This window comes from Klenkia brasiliensis (genome assembly GCF_900100695.1).
In the GTDB taxonomy this organism is placed as follows: Bacteria; Actinomycetota; Actinomycetes; order Mycobacteriales; family Geodermatophilaceae; genus Klenkia; species Klenkia brasiliensis.
This window is the reverse complement of the sequence record NZ_FNCF01000001.1, coordinates 816,449-839,705: the sequence shown is the minus strand read 5'-3', so window position 1 is coordinate 839,705 and position 23,257 is coordinate 816,449. Positions and strand designations below refer to the sequence as shown.

Here is a 23,257-nt window from a genome sequence, read left to right as displayed (position 1 = left end):
GTGCCGGGGTGGACCGAGCCGATGCCCTGGTCGCCTGCGTGGACATCGGCTCGACGTACACCAAGGCGGCACTGGTCGACCTGGCCACCGGTGAGCTCCGTGCCACCGCGCAGGCACCCACCACGCTCGACGACGTCGTCCGCGGCGTGCTGGCGGCGACCGCCGGGTTCGGCGACGTCCCCGTGCTGGCCTGCTCCTCCGCCGGGGGCGGGCTGCGGCTGGCCGTGGTGGGCTACGAGCAGCTGATCAGCGCCGAGGCCGGGCACCGCGCCGCGCTGTCGGCCGGTGCCCGGGTCGTGCACGTGGCCGCCGGCCGCCTCGACGCCACCGGGCTGGGCGCGCTCGGGGACGCCCGGCCCGACGTCGTCCTGCTCGTGGGCGGCACCGACGGCGGGGACACCGCCGTGCTGCGGCACAACGCCGCCGCGCTGGCGGGGTGGGACCGGTCCGTCCCGGTCGTGCTGGCCGGCAACGCGCACGTCGCCGACGAGGTGGCCGCGGTGCTGCGGGACGGCGGGCTGCCGGTCACCGTCTGCGCCAACGTGCTGCCCGACATCGGCGAGCTGGCCCCCGACCCGGCGCGCGCGGCCATCCGGGCGGTGTTCCTGGAGCACGTGATCGGCGGGGACAAGCTCTCGGCCGACCCGCGGCTGCGGCGGTGGGTGCGCGCGGTGACCCCCGACGCGGTGCTCGACGGCGTGGTGGTGCTGGCCGGGCTGCGCGCCGTCGCCGAGGTGCCCGGGGTCGTGGTGCTCGACGTCGGCGGGGCCACCACCGACGTCTACTGCGTGCCGGACCTGGACGCGGAGCAGGCCGCGCTGCGCCGGGAGGCCGTCGGGGTGCCCGCGCACCGGCGCACCGTGGAGGGCGACCTGGGCGTGCACCACGCCGTCGAGGACCTGCGCGCGGCCGCGGCCGCGGAGTCGCTGCCCCCGCTGGCCGGCGACGCGCTGGCGCTGGGCGAGGCGGCGGCCACGGTCGCGCTGCGGCGCCACCTGCGCGCCGAGGCCGCGTACGGCCCGGGCGGGTCCTCGGCGCGGGGCGTGGGCCTGGTGGTGCTCTCCGGCGGGGTCTTCCGGCACGCCTCGGCACCCGGGCGGGACGCCGTCGTGGCCCGACTGGCCGCCGACCGCGGCGGGGCGGGCGGCGTGCTGGGCGGCACCGAGGTGGTGGTCGACGCCGCCTACGTCCTCGCGGCTGCCGGGCTGCTGGCCGGCGAGCACCCCGACGCCGCCCGCGCCCTGGCCGCCACCCTCCTGCCCGGCGGACAGTGATCAGGTGACCTGATCCAGGTACGTCCGACCACACCGACGTCGGTGCGGGTGGACGAACGGTGATCAGGTCACCTGATCACCGTCCGGGCCGCGGCGGGGGTCAGCGGGCGATGCGGATGCCCAGCTCGGCGGCCATCCCGCCCGACCAGCCTACGAGCTGCGCGGCGCTGATGGTCGCCCCGCGCAGCCCGGTCACGCCGTCCAGGTCCGGCAGCCCGGCGCCGGTCAGGTCGACGTCGCGGCAGCGCGCCCCGGACAGGTGCAGCGTGCCCAGCTCCCCGCCGGTCACCCGCAGCCGGCGCAGGTCGGCGCCGCCCAGGTCCAGCTCGCGCAGCGTGCAGTCGACCACCTCGACCTCGACCAGGGTCGCCCCCCGCAGGTTCACGTAGTCCGCCCGCACACCGGTCAGGGTCACCCGGGTCCAGGACGCCCCGTGCGCGGTCAGCGCGCCGTAGCGGCCGCCCTCGACGACGACGTCCAGCCAGGTGCCGTCGTGGGCCAGCAGCTCGGTGGCCGTGCAGCGCAGCAGCCCGGTCGTGGAGAGCCGGGCGCGCACCAGCGACAGCCCGTCCAGCGCGCAGCCCTCGACCAGGCACTCCAGCAGCTGACCGGCCTCGCCGGTGGGCTCCAGGTCGGTGAACCGCAGCCCGTCTGCGGACCCGCCGGCCAGGTCGTGCGGACCGCCGTCGGTCAGCGGCGGCAGGGGGTCGAGCAGCTCGGCGACGTCCACCCGCCCACCCTGGCACCCGGTCAGCGGGCCAGCGCCCCCGCCCAGGGGCCCGACGCGGCCTCGGCGAACGGGGCGACGTCGGCGGCGCCGATGTCCAGCGCCTGGTAGCCGCCCGCACCGGCCCCGACCGCCGCCACCACGGTGGCCACGCCCTGCCGGCGCTGGAAGAACGACTGCTGCACCTGCCAGCCCACGACGGCCCGCCGCTGCAGCACCACCTGCTCGCGGACCAGCCACCCCGACCGCAGCGAGAACGACCGCGGCCCGGCGACGTGGCCGAGGTCGGCGTAGCGACCCAGCCCCAGCGGGACGCCGAGGCCGGCCAGCACGACGCCGGCCGCCGGCACCCACCACCAGCCGGCGGTGGCGGTGAGCACCGCGCCGGCCAGCACCAGCACCACGCCCGGCGCGCAGGAGCGGACCAGCCGGCGACGACGGGCCGCCGGTGGGTGCGCCCGCAGCGGCCCCGGGTCCTCCACCAGCAGCCGGGTCACCGACCACGCCTGGTCGCGCGGCCCCAGCGGCAGCAGCTGGCCGCGCCGGGCGGCGTCCCCGAGCCCGGTGACCAGCGCGGTCGCCCGGGCCGCCCGCACCCAGCGCATGCCCAGGCCCTCGGACACCGTGCACCCGCGGATCCGGTCGACCTCCAGCTCGGTGTGCCGCCGGGTCACCAGCCCCCGGACGGCGACCAGCGACCCGCCGCGGCGGGTCAGCCGGAACCGCCAGTTCACCACCGCGCTGCCCACCACCGACCCCACCACCAGCACCACGACGACGGCCACCAGCGCGCCCGCCACGACCGCGGTGTCGGTCAGGTCGGGCCGGCCCAGGTCGGGGCGCCAGCGGCGGGGCAGCTCGTCGGCCAGCCGGAGGAGCGCCCCGACGGCGGCGAGCGGGACGGCGAGGTAGCTGCCCACCAGCGGGGCGTAGAGCAGCCAGCGGTCGTCGAACCGGAACAGCTCCTGCTCGACCGGCTCCGCGGGGGCCTCCGGCGTGGGCGCGGAGCGGCGGGCCAGCAGGTGCGCGCGCAGCCGGTCGGCCTCCGCGCGCGGCAGGCCGTCGACCACGAGCTCCTCGTCGGCGCCCTGCACCGCGCCGGCCGCGGCGTCGACCCGCACCCGGACCAGCCCGAACAGCCGGTGCAGCGGCGGCGCCTCGACCTCCACGCCGCGCACCCGGTCCAGCGGCACCGTGCGCACCGAGCGCGACAGCAGCCCGCGGGTGACCACCACCGAGGTCCCGCCGTCGGCGTAGGTGGTCCGCCACCAGGCCAGCACCGCGGTAGCCAGCGACACCGCGGTGATGCCGGCGACGAGGGCCACCACCGCCCAGGGCCCGTCGGTGAGGCCGCGCAGGGCGCCGATGCCCAGCACCACCGGCACCCACTGCCGGGCCTGCTTGAACGTGATCGTGTGCACCAGCACGATCCGCCACGACGTGCGGGACGGGCTCACGTCGCCTCGTCGCGGACCAGCTCGGCCCGGTGCGCCAGGTCCTCGGCCACCCGCGCGGCCACCTCGGCGTCCAGGTGCGGGATGCGCACCGTGCCCTGCGACGACGCGGTCAGCACCGCCACGCTGGCCAGGCCGAACAGCTGCTGCAGCGCCCCGCGGGTGACGTCGACGGTCTGGATCCGCGTGACCGGCACCAGCGTCCAGGTGCGCGACAGCCAGCCGGTGCGGGTGTAGACCGCCTCGGCGGTGACCTCCCAGCGGTGCACCCGGTAGCGCAGCCGGGGCCGCACCCCGATCGCCACGACGCCCTCGGCCATGACCAGCGCCGGCAGCAGCACGGCCAGCCAGGTCGGCAGCGGCAGGAACACCTCCAGGCCGGTCACGACCAGGGCCAGCACCAGGGTCCCGACGGCGCCCTCGACGGCCCAGAGCCCGATGGCGTCCCGGGACGGCGTCCAGGCGGGCGAGCGGGCCGGGTCGGGGTGCACGGGCCCCATCCTCCCGGGTGGGCCACCATGGGGTGCGTGACGATGCCGCAGCAGGTCCCCACCGTGCCCGCCAGCCAGGTCCCCGACGACGCCGTCGTGCTCGACGTGCGGGAGGACGACGAGTGGGTCGCCGGCCACGTCGAGGGCGCCACCCACATCCCCATGGGCGAGGTCCCCGGCCGGCTCGACGACCTGCCCGAGGGCGACCCGCTGTACGTGACCTGCCGGGGCGGCGGCCGGTCGGCGCGGGTGGCCGCGTGGCTCAACGCCAACGGCTACGACGCGGTGAACGTCGGTGGCGGGATGGGCGAGTGGCAGGCCGCCGGCCGGCCGATGGTGAGCGAGACCGGTCAGCCGCCGACGGTGGTCTGACCCGCGCGGGCCAGCGCCCAGGGCCGGCGCAGCAGCAGGGCCCGCAGGTCGTCCGAGGCCCACAGCGCGCCGCCGGCCAGCGCCAGCGCGCAGGCCCCGGCGACCAGCTGCACGGTCAGCCCCTCGGTCAGCGAGCCGGCCAGGCCCAGGTAGGTCGACAGCGCGACCACGGCCCACCGCGCGCGCAGCCCGCCCGCGGCGGCGACGGCGAACAGGCCCCAGGTCAAGTACCAGGGGTAGAGCGCCGGCCCGCTGAGGGCGAGCACGAGCAGCGCCAGGCCGACGGTGGCCATGGCCTGCCGGGGCGTGCCGGCCGCGGCCCGCCACAGCAGCCAGGCCGCCAGGCCCGCGCCGACCAGGGCGGCCACCAGCCGGCCGACGGTGAGCGCGCCGTCCAGGCCGAGGTCGCGCACCGCCCAGGACAGCAGGTAGGACAGCCAGGTGCTGGGCGCGGTGCCGTTGCGCACCGTGCCCGGCACGCCCATCGCCCCCACCCAGCCCAGCGGGTTCGGCGCCAGCACCAGCACCGCGGCCGTGGTGACCGCCGCCGCGCCCACCGCCCGGGCGAGTGCGGCCCGGGCGCCGGGGGCGGGGGAGCGCAGCAGCGAGGCCAGCACGAAGGCGACCAGCAGGGCACCCGGGAGCTTGAGGAAGGTCAGCAGGACGGCGACCACCACCGCGGCGGTGGTCACCCCCCGCCGGACCAGCAGCAGCACGCCCACCGCACCGACCCCGACCAGGACGTCGACGTGCGCCCCGCCCACGACGTGCACCACCAGCAGCGGGTTGGCCGCGGTGAGGGCCACGGCGACCGCCCGGTCACCCGGGGCGGCCGCGGCCGCGACCAGCACCACCCCGGCGGCCAGCGCCAGCACCGCCACCGCACGGATGCCGAGCACGGCCAGCTGCTGGTCGTGGCCGGCCAGCTCCGCGACCCAGCGGAAGAGGCCGACCTGCAGGGGGCCGTAGGGGGTGGGCGTCCGGCGCCACATCGGGTCCACCGCGGCGCCGAAGGAGTCGCCCAGCACGATGGGGAAGGTGCGGTAGGGGTCCAGCCCCAGGGCGGCCAGCCGGCCGATCGCGGCGTAGCTGCCGACGTCCAGGCTGCCGGTGGGGCCGCCGACCAGGAACGGCACCCACCCCCAGGCGCCCAGCGCACCGACCACGGTCACGTCCCGCCCGCTGGGGGCGGTGCGCGCGCGCAGCAGCCGGCGGACCAGGACCGCCCAGCTGGCCAGCCAGCCGGCGGTGGCCAGCACCGCGACGACCCGCCAGCCCAGCTGCTCGCCGGGGACGCGGACCGGCCAGCCGCCCCACCAGTCCGGCAACCGGATGAGCTGGGTGACCCCGGCCTGCGCGGTGGCCAGCGCGACGACGAAGGGCAGCACCGCGCAGCCGGTGAGCACCAGCAGGCCGGTCCGGTCGACCGGGACGGCGGTGCGGACGGCGGTCGGGGTCCGGGACGTGGACCCCGCCACGGTCCCGGTCAGGCCGCGCCGTCCAGCTCGAGGCGGGGCATCCGGCTGCGCGGGGCCGAGCCCGGGCGCACGCGGGCCGGCTCGCCCCGGGCCACCCGGCCCAGCTGGGCGCCGCGCTCGGTGACCGCCCAACGGGTGACCCGGACCAGCGACTCGCGCACGATCGCGCCGCTCATCTTGGACACGCCGCTGGTGCGCTCCACGAAGGTGATCGGCACCTCGACGACGTGGCAGCCCGCGCGCAGCGCGCGCCAGGCCAGGTCGATCTGGAAGCAGTAGCCGTGCGAGGCCACCCGGGACAGGTCCAGGTCCTCCAGCACGTGCCGCCGGTAGGCCCGGTACCCGCCGGTGGCGTCGCGCAGCCGCAGGCCCAGGGCCCACCGGGTGTAGGCGCTCCCGCCGCGGGAGAGCAGCTGGCGGTGCAGCGGCCAGTTGCGGACCTCGCCGCCGGCCACCCACCGCGACCCGAGGACGACGTCGGCGTCGGCGAGGGCGTGCAGCAGGCGGGGGAGCTGCTCGGGCTGGTGCGAACCGTCGGCGTCCATCTCGACCAGCACGTCGTAGCCGCGGGCCAGGCCCCAGGCGAACCCGGCCAGGTAGGCAGCGCCCAGGCCCTCCTTGCCGCGCCGGTGCAGCACGTGCACCTGCGGGTCGAACCGGGCCAGGCCGTCGGCGACGTCCCCGGTGCCGTCGGGGGAGGCGTCGTCGACGACGAGCACCTCGGCGGCGGGGACGGCGGCGCGCACCCGCCGGACGATCCGCGGGAGGTTCTCCCGCTCGTCGTAGGTGGGGATCAGCACCAGGACGCGCTCGTGGTCCACTACGGCCTTCCGGTCCGGTTCAGGGGGGCGCCACAGTGCAGCAGGGTCGCCTGAACGGAGGATGACGGCACGCTGTGAGTTCGGCGAGCGCGCGGTGAGCGGGATGGTCCCGCCCACCGCCGCCCGTCAGGAGCGCTGGTAGTCGGCGAAGCGGGTGCGCAGGTCCTTCTTGGAGAACTTCCCGACGCTGGTCTTGGGCACCTCGTCGATGAACTCCACGGCCTCGGGCAGCCACCACTTGGCCACCATCGGGGTGATGTGGGAGATGACCTCGTCGGCGGTGAGCTCCTCGCCGTCGGCGACGACCACGCAGGCCAGGGGCCGCTCGTCCCACTTCGGGTCGGGGATGCCGATCACGGCGGCCTCCTTGACCTTCGGGTGGCTCATGATCGCGTTCTCCAGGTCGACCGAGCTGATCCACTCGCCGCCGGACTTGATCAGGTCCTTGGTCCGGTCGGCGATGCGCACCGAGCCGTGCGGGTCGATGGCCGCGACGTCACCGGTCTTCATCCAGCCGTCGGGGGTGGCCAGCTCCACGCCGGCGTCGGGGTTGTAGTAGTCCAGCGCGGTGGTCGAGCCGCGGACCTGCAGCTCGCCGGTGGCCACGTCGTCCCAGGGCAGCTCGTCGGTGGTGCCGGCCTCGACGATGCGCACCTCGACGCCCATGAACGGGATGCCGGCGCGGGCGCGGTAGGCGGCCTGGTCGTCGTCGCTGCCGTCGAACAGGCGGCGGGGCAGGCGGGCCGAGGTGGCCACCGGGTGGGTCTCGGTCATGCCCCAGGCCTGCAGGATCGGCAGGCCGACCCGCTCGCGGTAGGCCTCGGACAGCGCCTTGGGGACCGCGGAGCCGCCGCAGCCGATGTCGCGCAGCCGGTGCTCGCGGCCGGCCAGCTCGGGCAGCACGCCCTGCCAGATGGTGGGCACCCCGGCGGTGAAGGTGACGCCCTCGTCGACGATGAGGTCGGCCAGCGCCTTGGGCTGCATCATCGGGCCGGGGAAGACCATCGACGCGCCGACCGCCGGGCCGGCCTGGGCCAGGCCCCACGCGTTGGCGTGGAACATGGGCACGACCGGCATGACGACGTCGGTCTCGCCCATGCCGAACACGTTGGGCTGCACCACGGCCATGGTGTGCAGCACGGTCGAGCGGTGGCTGTAGAGCACGCCCTTGGGGTTGCCGGTGGTGCCGGAGGTGTAGCACATCGAGGCGGCCAGGTTCTCGTCCTCGACCCGGAAGTCGACCGGCTCGGCGGCGGCCAGCAGCTCCTCGTAGTCGCGCACCCGCGGGTCGTCGGGGATCTCGTTGTCCCCGCCGTCGTCCATCACCACGACGTGCTCGACCGTCGTCATCGTGTCGATCAGCGGCCACAGCAGCGGCAGCACGGTGCGGTCGACGAAGACGGCCTCGTCCTCGGCGTGGTTGGCGATGTAGGTCAGCTGCTCGGGGAACAGCCGGATGTTGAGGGTGTGCAGCACCCGCCCGGTGCTGGGGACGGCGAAGTACAGCTCCAGGTGGCGGGCGGAGTTCCACGCGAACGTGCCCACCCGGCCGTCGGCGGAGATGCCGAGGGTGTCCAGCACCCCGCCCAGCTTGCGGGTGCGCACCGCCCACTCGGCGTAGGTGGTCCGCACCGGGCCGATGGGGGAGTTCGTGACGATCGTCTTGTCGCCGTGGTGCCGCTCCACGTACCGGAAGATGGAGTCGATCGTCAGGGGCGTCTGCTGCATGAGACCGCGCATGGGCCGCATCCAACCAGTGACGGGCAACACGATCTACCCGTGGGTAGTCACCGCCGCAACGTCAGCGGGAGCCCGGCCAGCCCGCGGATGACGAACTCCGGACGGCGGCGCGCCTCGCCGGCCAGCTCGACCGAGGACGTGCGGGCCAGCAGCGCACCGAAGGACGCCTGCAGCTCGACCCGGGCCAGCGGCGCGCCGATGCAGAAGTGCACCCCGGCGCCGAAGGAGATGTGCGGGTTGTCGGTGCGCCCGACGTCGAGGGTGTCGGGGGCCTCGAACACGGCCGGGTCGTGGTTGCCCGACCCGAGCAGCGCGGCGACCTTCTGGCCCTGCTCCACCACCACCCCGCCCAGCTCGACGTCGGCGGTGGCGGTGCGCTCGAACAGCTGCAGCGGGGAGTCGAAGCGCATCAGCTCCTCGATCGCGGTCGGCAGCAGCGCGGGGTCGGCACGCAGCCGGGCCAGCTGGTCGGGGTGCCGCAGCAGGGCGAGCAGGCCGTTGCCGGTGACGTTGACGGTCGCCTCGTGGCCGGCGTTGAGCAGCAGGATGCAGGTGGTGACCAGCTCGTCCTCGGTCAGCCGGTCCCCGTCGGCGTCGCGGGCGGTGACCAGGTGGGTGAGCAGGTCCTCCCCGGGCGCCTGCCGCCGCTGCGCGGCGAGGTCGCGCAGGTAGGCGACGAACTCCGCGGCCGCGGTCTCGGCGGCGTCCTCGGTCTCGCTCGTCCGGCCGTACTCGTACATCTTCACGATCGCGTTGGACCAGGGGCGCAGCAGCGGCCGGTCGGCCGGGGGCACCCCGAGCAGCTCGGCGATGACCTCGACCGGCAGCTGCTCGGCCATCCCGGTGAACAGGTCCACCGGCTCGCCGGCCGCGGACCGCTCGACCATGCCGTCGACCAGCTCGGCGGCCAGCTGCTCCACCCACGGGCGCAGCCGCTCCACGTGCCCGCGGGCGAAGGCAGCGCTGATCAGCCGGCGCAACCGGGTGTGGTCCGGCGGCTCCATCTCCAGGATCGCGTTGCGGTGGATGAGGTTGAACTGGCCGAAGCGCCCGGCCGGGGCGCGGTCGGTCCAGATCCGGCCCAGGGCCCGGGTGCGCAGCACGGCGTTGGCCTCGGCGTGCCCGTAGGCCAGCCACATGCCCAGGCCGTCGTCCCACTGCACCGGCGCCTGGGCGCGGGCCGCGGCGAACACGGGGTAGGGGTCCTCGACGAAGGACGGGTCGCTCAGGTCCAGCACCCGACGAGTGTGCACCGCGCCCCGGCCCGGCCCGTCGCTCCCCGGTCGCCGAGGTCGCCGCCGGTCACCCGGCAGCGGTCCGGTCGCGGCGTGCGGTGACCGGATCACCGGCCGGTGACCGGCTGCCCGGCCCGTGACTGGCTGTACGGCCCGTGACCGGCTGCACGGCCCGAGACCGGCTGCCGGGGCGGGGGCCCCGCATAGGGTCGACCGCATGGCCCGCACGCAGACCAAGCGCCGTCCCGCCCCCGCCGCCACCGACGGGGCCCCCAACCCCAAGGCGCCGTGCCCGTGCGGGTCGGGCCGCAAGTACAAGCACTGCCACGGCTCGGCCTACGCCCCCGTGGTCACCCGGCCCTTCGAGGGCCTGCCCGGCGAGGTGCACTGGGTGGCGCTGCGCGAGCTGGTGCCGGCGGCCACCGCGACCCTGACCACCACCGACGGCCGGACGGCGACGCTGGCCAGCGTGCTGCCCGGCGGTGCGCCCGCGCTGGTGCGCGCCAACGGCGAGGTGCTGCTCGGCGTGCAGCTGGCCGCCTCCTCCGACGACGTCAGCCGCGACCTGGGCACCGCGCTGGCCGCCGCGCTGGAGGCCCCGGCCGGCAGCCCGGTCGACCCGGGCCCGGTCGGTGCCGAGGGCTCGGCCGGTCCGCGGTTGCAGGAGCTGCTGGACCCGGCCGCCGACCTCGAGGTCATCGTGCACGAGGACTTCGGCTTCTGGCTGGAGGGCACCGGCGCCGGCCCGGCCGCGCAGGCCGGCCTGGAGCAGGCCAACGAGGCAATCATCCCGACCGTGCTGCTCGAGGGCCTGGGCGCGGCCTACTGGTGCCGGCCGGCCGCCGACCGGGCGCACCTGCGCTGGGTGCGGCCCGAGCCCGAGGAGCAGCTGCTGGACGCCCTCGCCCGGCTGGGTGCGGCCGAGGAGCTGACCCTGGGTGCGGGCACCAAGTACGCCGGTGCCTTCCGGGCGCACGGCCTCGTCGTCCCGGTGTGGGACGTGCCGGCCGACGTCCCCGCGACCGAGTGGACCGGTCCGGCCACCGAGCTGGACCGGCGGCTGACCGCCGCCCTGGGGCGCGACGAGCCGCTGACCGCCGACGAGCGGCGCTCGCGGGCCGGCCTGCTGTCCCGCCAGGTCACCCTGCGCTGATCAGGGGGCGCCGGGACCGGCCCCGGCCGAGCACGCCTGGTCGCGGCCGCGGCGCTTGGCCACGTAGAGCGCGCGGTCGGCGGCCGCGTAGAGCGTGCGGGCGTCCTGCGCGTGGGCCGGGACCTGGGCGACCCCGACGCTGATGCTCAGCGGCAGGTCGCTGCCGTCCTCCAGCGTCAGCGGGTGCGCCCGGACGGCGGTCACCAGGTCGGTGGCGCGGCGCTCGGCGACCCCGGCCGGGCAGCCGGTGAGCAGGACGGCGAGCTCGTCCCCGCCCAGCCGGCCGACCACCGCGTCGCCGTCGCGGACCGCGTCGCGCAGCACCCGGCCGAGGTGGCGCAGCGCGTCGTCGCCGACCGGGTGGCCGTGGCGGTCGTTGATGGCCTTGAACCGGTCGACGTCGACCAGCACCAGAGCGGTGCCGCGGCCGGGGGAGCCGGTCAGGTCCCGGGCGACGGCGGCGTCGAGCACGTGCCGGGCGGCGAGGCCGGTCAGCGGGTCGACCTCGGCCTGCTCGCGCAGCCGGGCGACCAGGCGCTCCTGCCGGTTGCCGGCGTGGGCGAGCAGGGCGGTGGCCAGCACGAGGGTGGCGGCCACGAAGACGGCGTCGGGCACGGCCCGGTCCAGCGGCTCCAGGTGCAGCACCAGGACGGCGTTGGACACCCCGGAGAGGGCCGCGACCGCCCAGGCGGCGGGCGGGCGCAGCTGGGAGGCCGCCCACAGCGTGGGCAGCACGGCGAACACCTGGGCCGCGGCCGAGGTGTCCGAGGTCAGCCAGTTCAGCGCGCCCAGGACCACCGCGCCCAGGAGCGGGACCAGGGCCAGCAGGCCCCGGTCGTCCCAGCGGTGCGGGTCGGTGCGCACCAGCACCGCGCTGGCGGCGAGCAGGACCGCGACCACCGTCCAGCTGCCGACGTCGGCCACCGTCGACTGGTCGGCCAGCAGCGCGTAGCCGGCCTGGACCAGGGCGGCGGGCACCATGACCGCGACCGCCAGGCGGGCGGCCGAGCGCGGGTCGCGGGTCCCGGCCCAGCGCACTGCCCGGCCGGGACCGGTCGAGCCGGGGCCCCGGTCGTCGACGGGGGCGGGGAGGGCGCTCACGGGTCTCCGGTCTGCGGTGGTCCGCTCCCGGGGGCTCCGGGCGTGCGGACGTGCTGACCGTGGTTGTCGGCCCGGGGCGCCGCCCGGTTGAGCGGAGCGGGCGGCGACCCCCCGGAACGGGTGGGGCGACGGGGTCGGCCGGGGGCCCGGATGGGCCCGGGTCCCTGCGGCTGCGACCGGCATCACTGCAGGTCGTGGCAGAGGAAGCAGGAACGGGTTGCAGCCGGGCGTCCGGTTCGTTACGAGAACGTGACCGCGACCTGCTCGTTCCCCCTTGACGGGACAGTGTTGTTAGCGTTCACAATGTGAGCGCTCGCACAGCTGCGGGCCTGAGCGCCGAGATGTGTCCGGCGGCAGACGTCTCGTGAAGGAGAACACGTGAGCAAGAAGCTCAGGCTGGCCGCCATCGGCGCGGTCGCGGCCGTCGGTCTCACCGCCTGTGGTGGTGGCGGCGCCGGCAGCGGCGGCGGGAACGACACCGCCAACGCCAACCCCGAGGACCTCACCATCGGTGTGGCCATGCCCACCCAGACCTCCGAGCGCTGGATCGCCGACGGCAACAACGTCAAGTCCCAGCTCGAGGACGCCGGCTACCAGGTCGACCTGCAGTACGCCAACGACGACATCCCCACCCAGTCGCAGCAGATCGACCAGATGATCACCGAGGGCGCTGACCTCCTGATCATCGCCGCGATCGACGGCACCGCCCTCTCGGGCCAGCTCCAGGCCGCCGCCGACGCCAACATCCCGGTCATCTCCTACGACCGCCTCATCCGCGACAGCGAGAACGTCGACTTCTACGTCACGTTCGACAACTTCGCCGTCGGCCAGGCGCAGGCCACCGCCCTGCTCACCGGCCTGGGTGTCCTCGACGAGTCGGGCAACCGCACCGACGCCGCCGGTCCGTTCAACATCGAGCTGTTCGCCGGCTCGCTGGACGACAACAACGCGTTCTTCTTCTTCAACGGCGCCATGGACGTGCTCCAGCCGCTGATCGACGACGGCACGCTGGTCGTCCCCTCGGGCCAGACCGACATCGAGCAGGCCGCCACGCTGCGCTGGCAGCAGGAGACCGCCCAGTCGCGCATGGAGACGCTGCTGACCGGTTCCTACAACAACGGCACCGTGCTCAACGGTGTGCTGTCGCCCTACGACGGCATCTCCCGCGGCATCATCACCGCCCTGCAGAACGCCGGCTACGGCCCGAACCTGGACTCGACCCCGCGTGCCCTCCCGGTCGTGACCGGCCAGGACGCCGAGATCGCCTCGGTCAAGCTGATCCAGGACGGCGTGCAGAGCTCGACCATCTTCAAGGACACCCGCAACCTGGCCGAGCAGGCCGTCACGGCTGCCAAGGCGTTCCTCGAGGGTGACGAGCCCGAGGCCAACGACACCGAGACCTACGACAACGGCGTGAAGGTCGTGCCGTCGTACCTGCTCCCGGTGCAGACGGTCTTCGCCGCCGACATCCAGTCGGTGCTGATCGACTCCGGGTACTACACCCAGGACGAGGTCGACGCGGGTCAGACCAACTGACCTGCCCCTGAACCCGGCCGGGTCCGGCAGCGCAGGCTGTCGGGCCCGGCCGGCTCCACTGCGGGGACCAGCTCCACCCCGCAGCGCAGCACCCAGCACCACCCCGCACCACCCCGCACCACCCGGCACGGCACACAGAACGAGACGAGACGACGGAGTCCGATGTCCGACCCCATCCTCGAGATGCGCTCCATCACCAAGACCTTCCCCGGCGTCAAGGCGCTGCAGGACGTGACGCTGTCCGTCGAGCGCGGCGAGGTGCACGCGATCTGCGGCGAGAACGGCGCCGGCAAGTCGACCCTCATGAAGGTGCTCTCCGGGGTGTACCCGGCCGGTGACTACGAGGGCGAGATCGTCTTCGAGGGCCAGGTCGTGTCCTTCGGCGGCATCCGCGACTCCGAGCACGCCGGGATCGTGATCATCCACCAGGAGCTCGCCCTGGTGCCCTACCTCTCGATCGCCGAGAACATCTTCCTGGGCAGCGAGAAGCGCGGGAAGTTCGGCCTCATCGACTGGAACCTCGCCAACGCCGAGGCCGGCAAGCTGCTGCGGTCGGTGGGCCTGGACGAGAACCCCACCACCCCGGTCGGCCAGCTCGGCGTCGGCAAGCAGCAGCTGGTGGAGATCGCCAAGGCGCTGTCCAAGGACGTCAAGCTGCTGATCCTGGACGAGCCCACCGCGGCGCTCAACGACACCGACTCCGCGCACCTGCTGGGCCTGATCCGCGGCCTGCGCGACCAGGGCATCACCTCGATCATCATCTCGCACAAGCTCAACGAGATCGACGCGATCGCCGACCACACCACGATCATCCGCGACGGCCAGACGGTCGAGACGCTGGACATGGCCGACGAGTCGGTGACCGTCGACCGGATCATCCGCGGCATGGTCGGCCGCGCGCTGGACTCCTACTACCCCGAGCGCGAGTCGCACCCGGGCGAGGAGGTCATGCGGGTCGAGGGCTGGACGGTCAAGCACCCCACCCAGGACCGCATGGTGGTCGACCACGCCAGCTTCGACGTGCGCGCCGGCGAGGTCGTGGGCATCGCCGGGCTGATGGGCGCCGGGCGCACCGAGCTGGCGATGAGCATCTTCGGCCGCTCCTACGGCACCTTCGTCGAGGGCCGGCTGTTCATGCACGGCAAGGAGGTCAAGGCGCGCAACGTCGCCGAGGCCATCGACGCCGGCATCGCCTACGCCACCGAGGACCGCAAGAAGTACGGCCTGAACCTCATCGACGACATCGCCCGCAACAACTCCGCGGCGGCGCTGGACAAGCTCTCCACCCGGGGGTTCGTCGACGCCAACGAGGAGACCAAGGCGGCCGAGGAGGGTCGGCGGTCGATGAACATCAAGGCCCCGACCGTGAAGTCGATCGTGGGCAAGCTGTCGGGCGGGAACCAGCAGAAGGTCGTGCTGAGCAAGTGGCTGCTCACCGACCCCGACGTGCTGATCCTCGACGAGCCCACCCGCGGCATCGACGTCGGTGCCAAGTACGAGATCTACACGATCATCAACAAGCTGGTGGCGTCCGGGAAGGCCGTCGTCGTCATCAGCTCGGAGCTGCCCGAGCTCTTGGGCATCTGCGACCGCGTCTACACCCTCTCGGCCGGCCGCATCACCGGGCAGCTGCCCGTGGCCGAGGCCGACCAGGAACGTCTCATGACCCTCATGACCCAGGAGAAGGAGCTCGTCGGATGACCCAGACCGTCGGCCCGACGTCGGAGCCCGAGGCCGAGTCGGCCACCGCGCAGAAGGACAACGCCACCGCCGGCGCCCTCGGCACCGGTACCAGCGACGTCCGCACGCTGCTGACCCGCAACCTGCGCACCAGCGGCATCTACATCGCCTTCGTGGTGGTCGTGGCGCTGTTCGCGATCCTGACCGGGGGCACCTCGCTGTCGCCGGGCAACATCACGAACATCGTCCTGCAGTACTCCTACATCCTGATCCTGGCCATCGGCATGGTCATCGTGATCATCGCCGGGCACATCGACCTGTCGGTCGGCTCGGTCGTCGCCGTCACCGGAGCCACGTCCGCGGTCATCGTGATCCGGCACGACCAGCCGTGGTGGGTCGGCGTCCTCGCCGCCCTGGCGGTCGGCCTGGCCATCGGCGCGTGGCACGGGTTCTGGGTCGCCTACGTCGGCATCCCCGCCTTCATCGTGACCCTCGCCGGCATGCTGCTGTTCCGCGGTCTGACCCTGCAGATCCTGGACAACATCTCGCTGTCCCCGTTCACCCCGGAGTACGGCAAGATCGCGTCGGGCTTCAGCAACGGCCTGCTCGGCGGCAACGGGTTCGACGCGTTCACCCTGCTGATCTTCGGCGTGGCCGTGGTCGTCTACGCGGTCAGCCAGTTCCGCACCCGCCAGGCCCGGGTCCGCTACAACCAGCCGGTCCCGTCCTTCCCGCTGTTCGTCGCCCAGATCGTGGTGGTCGCCGCGGTCGTCATGGCCTTCGCCTACCAGCTGGCCACCGCCCGCGGCCTGCCCTACGTGCTGGTCATCCTGGCGGTGCTGATCCTGGTCTACGGCGTGGTCACCAAGCGGACCGTCTTCGGCCGCCAGGTCTACGCCATCGGCGGCAACCTGGCCGCGGCGACGCTGTCCGGCGTCAAGGTGAAGGTCGTCAACTTCTGGATCTTCGTGAACATGGGCTTCCTGGCCGCCGTGGCCGGCGTCGTGTTCTCGTCCCGGTCCAACGGCGCCCAGCCCGGTGCCGGCAACAGCTTCGAGCTGGACGCCATCGCCGCGGCCTTCATCGGCGGCGCGGCCGTCACCGGCGGTGTCGGCACGGTCGTCGGGGCCATGGTCGGTGGTCTGCTCGTCGGCGTCATGAGCAACGGCATGCAGCTCATGGGTGTCGACCAGTCCATCCAGTCCATGGTCAAGGGCCTGGTGCTGCTGCTCGCCGTCGCCTTCGACGTCTACAACAAGCGCCGGGCGGGCTCCGGCCGCTGAGGCCGGGGGTCAGCGCAGGGCCGGGGAGGAGCCGAGGGTGTCGACCGACACGACCGGAACCGCCCCGGCCCGCCCGCTGGTCATGAGCGACGTGGCCGCCCGGGCCGGCGTCTCCCACCAGACGGTGTCCCGGGTGGTCAACGGCCACCCCAACGTCGCCCCGCGCACCCGGGAGCGGGTGCAGCAGGCCATCGCCGAGCTCGGCTACCGGCCCAACGCCGCGGCCCGGGCCCTGGTCACGGGGTCCTCGCGGACCATCGGGCTGATCACCATCGACGTCGACCAGTACGGCCCGGCGCAGACCATGATCGGCCTCGAGCAGGCCGCGCGCGCGGCCGGCTACTCGCTGTCGGTGGCCATCCTCGACCGCGCCGGCGGGCTGACCATCGCCGAGGCGGTGGACCGCTTCGTGGCCCAGTCGGTGGACGCCGTCGTGGTGCACACCGCCGAGCTGCAGGCGCTGGAGGCCCTCGAGCAGGTGGACCCGCCGGTGCCGCTGGTCGCCGTCCAGATGGGCGGGGAGGGCCTCGGCACCACGGTGACCGTCGGCCAGGAGGCCGGGGCGCAGCTGGCCGTCGACCACCTGCTCGGGCTCGGCCACGCCACCGTGCACCACCTGGCCGGGCCCTCCTACTCCGTCGAGGCGCGGCGCCGCATCCACGGCTGGCGCACCGCGCTGGCCCGCGCCGGCGCGGCACCCGGTGAGCTGTGGCTGGGGGACTGGTGGCCGTCGTCCGGCCACGCGGTCGGCACCGAGCTGGCCCGGCGCATCCGCGCGGGGGAGCAGGTCACCGCCGTGTTCGCCGGCAACGACCAGATGGCCCTGGGGCTGATGGTCGCGCTGCACGAGCAGGGCATCACCGTGCCCGGCGACGTCAGCGTCGTCGGGTTCGACGACGTCCCCGAGGCGCCCTACTTCAGCCCGCCGCTCACCACCGTGCGGCAGGACTTCGCCGAGCTGGGCCGCCGCGGCGTCGAGCTCGTGCTCGCCCGCCTGGCCGGTGAGGACGGCGGATCGGACCAGGTCGAGCCACGGCTGCTGGTCCGCGGTTCCACGGGGCCCGTGCACGACTGACCCCGCGCACCCGGGGTGTGTTCCGAACCACCTTTGTTAGCGCTAACATGCTGGACCGTGCGGTCGCTGACCGCAGGAGGAGATGCGATGAGCGAGCAGTACGTGGTGGGTGTCGACTACGGCACCCTGTCCGGCCGGGCGGTCGTCGTCCGGGTGTCCGACGGGGCCGAGCTGGCCAGCGCCACGCACCCCTACGGGCACGCGGTGGTCGACCGGGAGCTCCCCGGCACCGCTGAGCTGCTGCCACCGGACTGGGCCCTGCAGGTGCCCTCGGACTACGTCGACGTGCTGCGCACCGCGGTGCCGGCCGCCGTCCGCGACGCCGGGGTCGACCCGGCCGACGTGGTCGGCATCGCCACCGACTTCACCGCCTGCACCATGGTGCCCACGACCGCCGACGGCACCCCGCTGTGCGAGCTGCCCGAGTTCGCCGGCCGCAAGCACGCCTACGTCAAGCTGTGGAAGCACCACGCCGCCCAGCCGCACGCCGACCGGATCAACGCGCTGGCCGCGGAGCGGGGCGAGAGCTGGCTGCCGCGCTACGGCGGGCTGATCTCCAGCGAGTGGGAGTTCGCCAAGGGCCTGCAGCTGCTCGAGGAGGACCCCGAGGTCTACGCGGCCATGGACCACTGGGTGGAGGCCGCCGACTGGATCGTCTGGCAGCTGTGCGGGGAGTACGTCCGCAACGCCTGCACCGCCGGCTACAAGGGCATCCGGCAGGACGGCGGCTACCCCTCGCGGGACTACCTGGCCGCGCTGAACCCCGACTTCGCCGGCTTCGTCGAGGACAAGCTCGACCACCGGATCGGCGAGCTGGGTGAGCGGGCCGGCGGGCTGACCCGCGAGGCCGCGCAGTGGACCGGCCTGCCCGAGGGCATCGCGGTCGCGGTCGGCAACGTCGACGCGCACGTCACCGCCCCGGCCGCCCAGGCCATCGAGCCCGGCCAGATGGTCGCCATCATGGGCACCTCCACCTGCCACGTGATGAACGGCGACACCCTCGCCGAGGTCCCCGGCATGTGCGGCGTCGTCGAGGGCGGCATCACCGCCGGCCGGTACGGCTACGAGGCCGGGCAGAGCGGCGTCGGCGACATCTTCGGCTGGTTCGTCGACACCTCGGTGCCCCCGGCCTACGTGCAGGCGGCCGGCGAGCGCGGGATCAGCGTGCACCAGCTGCTCACCGAGCTGGCCGCCCAGCAGGAGGTCGGCGAGCACGGCCTGGTCGCCCTGGACTGGCACAACGGGAACCGGTCGGTGCTGGTCGACGCCGAGCTGTCCGGCGTGGTGCTCGGCCAGACCCTGGCCACCCGGCCGGAGGACACCTACCGGGCGCTGCTGGAGGCCACCGCCTTCGGCACCCGCACGATCATCGAGGCCTTCGAGGGCTCGGGCGTGCCGGTCACCGAGCTGGTCGTGGCCGGCGGGCTGCTGAAGAACACCTTCCTCATGCAGCTGTACTCCGACATCTGCCGCCGCCCGCTGTCGACGATCGACTCCGACCAGGGCCCCGCGCTGGGCTCGGCCATCCACGCCGCGGTCGCCGCCGGGGCGCACCCCGACGTCCCGGCCGCCTCGCGCGCGATGGGCAAGGTGCTGCGCGGGGTCTACACCCCCGACGCCGAGCGGGCCGACCGCTACGACGTGCTGTTCGCCGAGTACGAGCGGCTGCACGACTTCTTCGGCCGCGGCGAGGACCAGCCCGGGGGCGGCAACGACGTGCTGCACCGGCTGCGCGCCCTCCGCCGCGACGCCGCCGCCCGCCGCACGGGCAGCGCCCCCACCACCGCCACCCCCGTCGCGCCCGAGGTCGAGGCGCCCGCGATCGAGGAGCAGTCCGATGTGCTCAGCGTGTGACAGCTCCGCCCCCACCTCCGCGCGGCTGACCGTGCGGCAGGCCGCCGGGGAGGAACGCGGCACCCACCGCGAGCAGCGCGAGCACGTCGCCGCGCTGCACGCCCTGCTGGTCAGCAACGGGCTGGTCACCTGGACGGCGGGGAACGTCAGCGAGCGGGTGCCCGGTGAGGACCTGTTCGTCATCAAGGGCAGCGGGGTCGACTACGCCGGGCTGACCTGGGAGGGCATCACCGTCTGCGACCTGGACGGCGTCGCCGTGGACGGCGTCCGCGGGCCCTCCTCCGACACCGACGCGCACGCCTACGTGTACCGGAACATGCCCGAGGTGAACGGCCAGGTGCACACCCACAGCACCTACGCCGCGGCGTGGGCCGCCCGGGCCGAGCCGGTGCCGTGCGTGCTGACGGCCATGGCCGACGAGTTCGGCGGGCCCATCCCGATCGGGCCCTTCGCCCTCATCGGCGACGACTCGATCGGCCGCGGCATCGTCGAGACGCTGTCGGGCCACCGCTCCACGGCGGTGTTCATGCAGAACCACGGCGTGTTCACGATCGGGAAGTCCGGCAGGGCCGCGGTCAAGTCCGCCGTCATGGCCGAGGACGTCGCCCGCACCGTGCACATCTCCATGCAGCTCGGGACCCCCGTCCCCATCCCCCAGGCCGACATCGACGCCCTCTACGAGCGCTACCAGAACGTCTACGGACAGAAGTGAGCAGCCAGATGACCAGCCCGTTCCCCGACCACGAAATCTGGTTCCTCACCGGCAGCCAGGACCTCTACGGCGAGGAGACCCTGCAGCAGGTCGCCGAGCAGTCCCAGCGGGTCGCCGCGGCGCTCGACGGCGCGGACACCGTCCCGGTGAAGGTCGTCTGGAAGCCCGTGCTCAAGGAGCCGGCCGCGATCCGCCGGGCCATGGGCGAGGCGAACGAGGACCCCGCCTGCGTCGGCGTCATCACCTGGATGCACACCTTCAGCCCCGCCAAGATGTGGATCGCCGGGCTGGACGCGCTGCGCAAGCCGCTGCTGCACCTGCACACCCAGGCCGACGCCGCCCTGCCCTGGGCGACGATCGACATGGACTTCATGAACCTCAACCAGGCCGCCCACGGCGACCGGGAGTACGGGTACGCCCTCACCCGGTTGCGGGTGCCCCGCACCACGGTCGCCGGCCACGCCACGAACCCGGCCGTGCAGGCCCGGGTCGGCGGCTGGGCGCGCGCCGCCGTCGCCGCCACCGAGGCCCGCTCGCTCAAGCTGGCCCGCTTCGGCGACAACATGCGCAACGTCGCGGTGACCGAGGGCGACAAGGTCGAGGCGCAGCTGCGCTTCGGCGTCTCGGTGAACACCTACGGCGTCAACGACCTGGCCGCCGTCGTCGAGGCCGTCACCGACGCCGAGGTCGACGCGGTCATCGCCGAGTACCTGGACCTGTACGCGATCGCCGACGACCTGCGCCCGGGCGGCGACCGGCACGACTCGGTGCGCTACCAGGCCCGCCTGGAGGTCGCGCTGCGCCGCTTCCTGGTCGACGGCGGCTTCGGTGCCTTCACCACCAACTTCGAGGACCTCGGCGCGCTGCGCCAGCTGCCGGGCCTGGCCGTGCAGCGGCTGATGGCCGACGGCTACGGCTTCGGCGGCGAGGGCGACTGGAAGACCTCGGCCCTGCTGCGGGTGCTCAAGACCGCCGCACGCGGCCTGCCCGGTGGCACGTCCTTCATGGAGGACTACACCTACGACCTGGCCAGTGAGACCCCGAAGATCCTCGGTGCGCACATGCTCGAGGTGTGCCCGACCATCGCCGGCGAGCAGCCCTCCCTCGAGGTGCACCCGCTGGGCATCGGCGGCAAGGAGGACCCGGCCCGCCTGGTCTTCTCCGCGGCCCCCGCGGAGGGCGTGGTGGTCGGCTGGGCCGACCTGGGCGAGCGGTTCCGCTGGGTGGCCAACGAGGTCGACGTCGTCGACCCGTCCGAGCCGCTGCCCAACCTGCCGGTGGCCCGTGCGGTGTGGGAGCCCCGGCCGGACTTCGCCACCTCCACCGAGGGCTGGCTGACCGCGGGCGGGCCGCACCACACGGTGCTCACCACGCAGCTGACGACGGCGGAGCTGACCGACCTCGCCGACGTGTTCCGCACGGAGCTGGTGGTCATCGACGCCGACACCACGCGCCGCAGCCTGGCCAAGGAGCTGCGCTGGTCGGCGGCCTACCACCGGTTGGCCCTGGGCCTGTGACCTGCCGGGCGGGCCGTGTGCACGGCCCGCCCGGACGCGGTCAGCTGTACTGCACCCAGACCCGGCGACGGCCGGCCTTGGTGCGCTCGGAGCGCATCGCCTCGACCCGGGCGGCCTGCTCGGGCGTGGCGCGGTGCTCGGCGACGGCGATCTCGGCCTCCCGGATGGCCACCTCGACCCGGCGCTCCTCGGGGGTCCGGGCCGGGAGGTCGGGCTCCTCCTCGTCGTCCTGGGCCCGGGTGACCAGGTTGGCCCGGTAGGGGTTGTCGTCGGGCAGGTTGCCGCTGACCCGGCCGTACAGGCCCAGGGTGAGCAGCAGCAGGCCCACGACGATCGAGAAGATCACGTTCGACATCTGGAAGGCCAGCACGTTCAGCTGCGTGTTCAGCACGAACAGGTGCCAGAACGCCGACAGGAGGAACGCGGTGCCCACGCCGGTCATCACGATGCCGGCGACGCGGCCGCCCTTGACCGCGCCGGCCACCAGCACGGCGGCCGTGAGCAGCGAGATGGTGGACAGCAGGCCGTTGGACGACAGGCCGGCCACCTGGCCGCCGTCGGTGGAGAAGTAGTCCAGACCGCCGATGAAGCCGAGGACGCCGAACACCGCGAGGACGGCGGCGACGGTGTAGGCGCCGATGCGGTGGACGGTCTTCACCCGGCGGGCGGTGGGGGTCTCGGCGACGTCCTCGTGCAGACGAGGAGGGGTCCGGGTGGGTCGGGTCGGTGCCGTGGTCATGGGGAGCCTCCTGGCGCTCGTGGCTGAACGACGAACGGCCCGGTACCCCGCCCCCCGGTCGGTGTAACCACGGTTTACGCAGCGGACGTCACCAACGCCGACGGCGGCTGAGCAGCTCGGCCACGGCGTCCTCGGTGGCCGCCCGCGCCCCGCCCTGCCCCTCGACGAGGGCCGACAGCGCGGTGCCGTCGGCCAGCGCGACCAGCCGGGCGACCGGGACCTCGCGGTGCCCGCCGCGGACCAGGACCTCGGTGAGCAGCTCGTCCACGCGGGCGCGGGTGGCCACGAGCACCGGCCGCAGGGCGGGGTGCCGGCCGCCGGCCAGCCAGCGCTCGTAGTAGGCCTGCAGCTGTTCGTCGGTGCGCCGGTCGGCACCGAGCAGGACGTCGAGCACCACGGTTGCGGTGTCGCGCGTGCTGCGCCGCCCGGCGGGCAGCGCGGCCACCAGGCGGGCGGCCGTCGCGGTCTCCCGCTCCCCGACCTGGGTGACCGCCGAGACGAGCAGGTCGTCGAGGTCGCGGAAGTAGTACGTGGTGGCGGCCAGCGGCACCCCGGCGGCGGTGGCCACGGCGCGGTGCGTGACGGCGTCCGGCCCGGCCCGGCCCACCAGCTGCGCGGCGGCGGCGACGATCGCGTCGCGGCGGGCCCCGCCCTTGCGGGTGGTGCCCGGCGGGGTGGTCACGTCAGTGCGCCGAGGAGGGCGCCAGGTTGAGCCCGACGACGCCGGCGACGATGAGCAGGATGGACAGGATGCGCACCGTGCCCACCGGGTCGCCCAGCAGCACCATGCCCACGACCGCCGTGCCGGCCGCGCCGATGCCGGTCCACACGGCGTAGGCGGTGCCCACCGGGAGGTCGCGCAGCGCGATCGTCAGCAGGGTGAAGCTGATCCCGGCGCAGACGACGAAGGACAGCGTCCACCACAGCCGGCTGAACCCCTCCGAGTTCTTCAGCGACACCGCGAACGCCGTCTCGAACAGACCGGCCACGACCACCAGCACCCAGGCCACGTCGG

General features: G+C 74.4%; 21 protein-coding genes. 10 read left to right on the top strand and 11 right to left on the bottom strand.

Features of this window, described 5'->3' with window-relative positions; genetic code table 11:
* The first annotated feature begins 8 nt into the window (after nucleotides 1–8).
* On the top strand, nucleotides 9–1,274 hold the full coding sequence (locus BLT39_RS04080) for a glutamate mutase L (RefSeq protein WP_207507562.1): 1,266 nt from the start codon (nucleotides 9–11) through the stop codon (nucleotides 1,272–1,274).
* Nucleotides 1,275–1,374: 100 nt separating this feature from the next.
* On the opposite strand, the gene BLT39_RS04075 is transcribed toward BLT39_RS04080, so the two are convergent.
* Genes BLT39_RS04075 through BLT39_RS04065 form a run of 3 tightly spaced genes read right to left on the bottom strand, consistent with a single transcriptional unit; the run spans nucleotide 1,375 to nucleotide 3,955 of the window.
* Nucleotides 1,375–2,004, bottom strand: a complete 630-nt coding sequence (locus tag BLT39_RS04075; RefSeq protein WP_091058890.1) for a pentapeptide repeat-containing protein — start codon at nucleotides 2,002–2,004, stop codon at nucleotides 1,375–1,377.
* Nucleotides 2,005–2,024: 20 nt separating this feature from the next.
* Nucleotides 2,025–3,458 carry a PH domain-containing protein gene (locus tag BLT39_RS04070; protein ID WP_091058887.1) on the bottom strand — a complete coding sequence of 478 codons (1,434 nt, stop codon included), beginning with the start codon at nucleotides 3,456–3,458 and terminating at the stop codon, nucleotides 2,025–2,027.
* Nucleotides 3,455–3,955, bottom strand: a complete 501-nt coding sequence (locus BLT39_RS04065) for a PH domain-containing protein (RefSeq protein ID WP_091058883.1) — start codon at nucleotides 3,953–3,955, stop codon at nucleotides 3,455–3,457. Before BLT39_RS04065 ends, BLT39_RS04070 begins: the two co-directional genes overlap by 4 nt.
* A gap of 33 nt (nucleotides 3,956–3,988) precedes the next feature.
* Between BLT39_RS04065 and BLT39_RS04060 the strand changes: the two genes are divergently transcribed.
* Nucleotides 3,989–4,318 (top strand): rhodanese-like domain-containing protein, encoded by a 330-nt coding sequence (locus tag BLT39_RS04060; RefSeq protein ID WP_242658153.1) that lies wholly within the window; start codon nucleotides 3,989–3,991, stop codon nucleotides 4,316–4,318.
* Here BLT39_RS04060 and mptB read toward each other — a convergent pair.
* From mptB to BLT39_RS04040, 4 genes are all read right to left on the bottom strand, one after another.
* Nucleotides 4,297–5,796: a polyprenol phosphomannose-dependent alpha 1,6 mannosyltransferase MptB gene (gene mptB, locus BLT39_RS22225; protein ID WP_091058876.1), complete on the bottom strand. Its 1,500-nt coding sequence runs from the start codon at nucleotides 5,794–5,796 to the stop codon at nucleotides 4,297–4,299. The two genes, BLT39_RS04060 and mptB, sit on opposite strands and share 22 nt — an antisense overlap.
* A gap of 8 nt (nucleotides 5,797–5,804) precedes the next feature.
* Nucleotides 5,805–6,617: a polyprenol monophosphomannose synthase gene (locus BLT39_RS04050; protein ID WP_091058874.1), complete on the bottom strand. Its 813-nt coding sequence runs from the start codon at nucleotides 6,615–6,617 to the stop codon at nucleotides 5,805–5,807.
* Nucleotides 6,618–6,743: 126 nt separating this feature from the next.
* Complete coding sequence (locus BLT39_RS04045; RefSeq protein ID WP_242658136.1) at nucleotides 6,744–8,345, bottom strand: long-chain fatty acid--CoA ligase; 1,602 nt, start codon at nucleotides 8,343–8,345, stop codon at nucleotides 6,744–6,746.
* A gap of 59 nt (nucleotides 8,346–8,404) precedes the next feature.
* Nucleotides 8,405–9,595, bottom strand: a complete 1,191-nt coding sequence (locus BLT39_RS04040; protein WP_091058867.1) for a cytochrome P450 — start codon at nucleotides 9,593–9,595, stop codon at nucleotides 8,405–8,407.
* Between the two features lie 214 nt (nucleotides 9,596–9,809).
* Between BLT39_RS04040 and BLT39_RS04035 the strand changes: the two genes are divergently transcribed.
* Nucleotides 9,810–10,745, top strand: coding sequence for a DUF5926 family protein (locus BLT39_RS04035; protein ID WP_091058863.1), 936 nt, complete (start codon nucleotides 9,810–9,812; stop codon nucleotides 10,743–10,745).
* Here the strand turns inward: BLT39_RS04035 and BLT39_RS04030 are convergent, their stop codons facing one another.
* Nucleotides 10,746–11,846, bottom strand: coding sequence for a GGDEF domain-containing protein (locus tag BLT39_RS04030; RefSeq protein ID WP_165640130.1), 1,101 nt, complete (start codon nucleotides 11,844–11,846; stop codon nucleotides 10,746–10,748).
* A gap of 378 nt (nucleotides 11,847–12,224) precedes the next feature.
* Between BLT39_RS04030 and chvE the strand changes: the two genes are divergently transcribed.
* From chvE to araA, 7 genes are all read left to right on the top strand, one after another.
* Entirely contained in the window at nucleotides 12,225–13,382 is a 1,158-nt protein-coding gene (gene chvE / locus BLT39_RS04025) for a multiple monosaccharide ABC transporter substrate-binding protein (protein WP_091058858.1), read from the top strand.
* Nucleotides 13,383–13,544: 162 nt separating this feature from the next.
* Nucleotides 13,545–15,083, top strand: coding sequence for a multiple monosaccharide ABC transporter ATP-binding protein (gene mmsA, locus BLT39_RS04020; protein WP_091058855.1), 1,539 nt, complete (start codon nucleotides 13,545–13,547; stop codon nucleotides 15,081–15,083).
* A complete protein-coding gene (gene mmsB / locus BLT39_RS04015; RefSeq protein WP_091058851.1) occupies nucleotides 15,080–16,345 on the top strand; it encodes a multiple monosaccharide ABC transporter permease in 1,266 nt (421 codons plus the stop codon). The genes mmsA and mmsB overlap by 4 nt, the downstream gene beginning before the upstream one ends.
* 37 nt (nucleotides 16,346–16,382) lie before the next feature.
* Nucleotides 16,383–17,420, top strand: coding sequence for a LacI family DNA-binding transcriptional regulator (locus BLT39_RS04010; protein WP_242658135.1), 1,038 nt, complete (start codon nucleotides 16,383–16,385; stop codon nucleotides 17,418–17,420).
* A gap of 87 nt (nucleotides 17,421–17,507) precedes the next feature.
* The gene (gene araB / locus BLT39_RS04005; protein ID WP_091058848.1) at nucleotides 17,508–19,274 is read left to right on the top strand and encodes a ribulokinase; all 1,767 of its coding nucleotides are present in this window, start codon (nucleotides 17,508–17,510) and stop codon (nucleotides 19,272–19,274) included.
* Entirely contained in the window at nucleotides 19,258–19,986 is a 729-nt protein-coding gene (locus BLT39_RS04000; protein WP_091058845.1) for an L-ribulose-5-phosphate 4-epimerase, read from the top strand. Before araB ends, BLT39_RS04000 begins: the two co-directional genes overlap by 17 nt.
* An 8-nt stretch (nucleotides 19,987–19,994) precedes the next feature.
* Complete coding sequence (araA, locus tag BLT39_RS03995) at nucleotides 19,995–21,503, top strand: L-arabinose isomerase (protein WP_091059474.1); 1,509 nt, start codon at nucleotides 19,995–19,997, stop codon at nucleotides 21,501–21,503.
* 40 nt (nucleotides 21,504–21,543) lie between these two features.
* On the opposite strand, the gene BLT39_RS03990 is transcribed toward araA, so the two are convergent.
* The 3 genes from BLT39_RS03990 to BLT39_RS03980 all read right to left on the bottom strand — a co-directional run bounded on the left by BLT39_RS03990 (nucleotide 21,544) and on the right by BLT39_RS03980 (nucleotide 23,252).
* Nucleotides 21,544–22,242, bottom strand: coding sequence for a DUF4383 domain-containing protein (locus BLT39_RS03990; RefSeq protein WP_091058842.1), 699 nt, complete (start codon nucleotides 22,240–22,242; stop codon nucleotides 21,544–21,546).
* Nucleotides 22,243–22,330: 88 nt separating this feature from the next.
* A complete protein-coding gene (locus BLT39_RS03985) occupies nucleotides 22,331–22,924 on the bottom strand; it encodes a TetR/AcrR family transcriptional regulator (protein ID WP_091058838.1) in 594 nt (197 codons plus the stop codon).
* A gap of 1 nt (nucleotide 22,925) precedes the next feature.
* Entirely contained in the window at nucleotides 22,926–23,252 is a 327-nt protein-coding gene (locus tag BLT39_RS03980) for a DMT family transporter (protein ID WP_091058836.1), read from the bottom strand.
* Nucleotides 23,253–23,257: the final 5 nt, after the last annotated feature.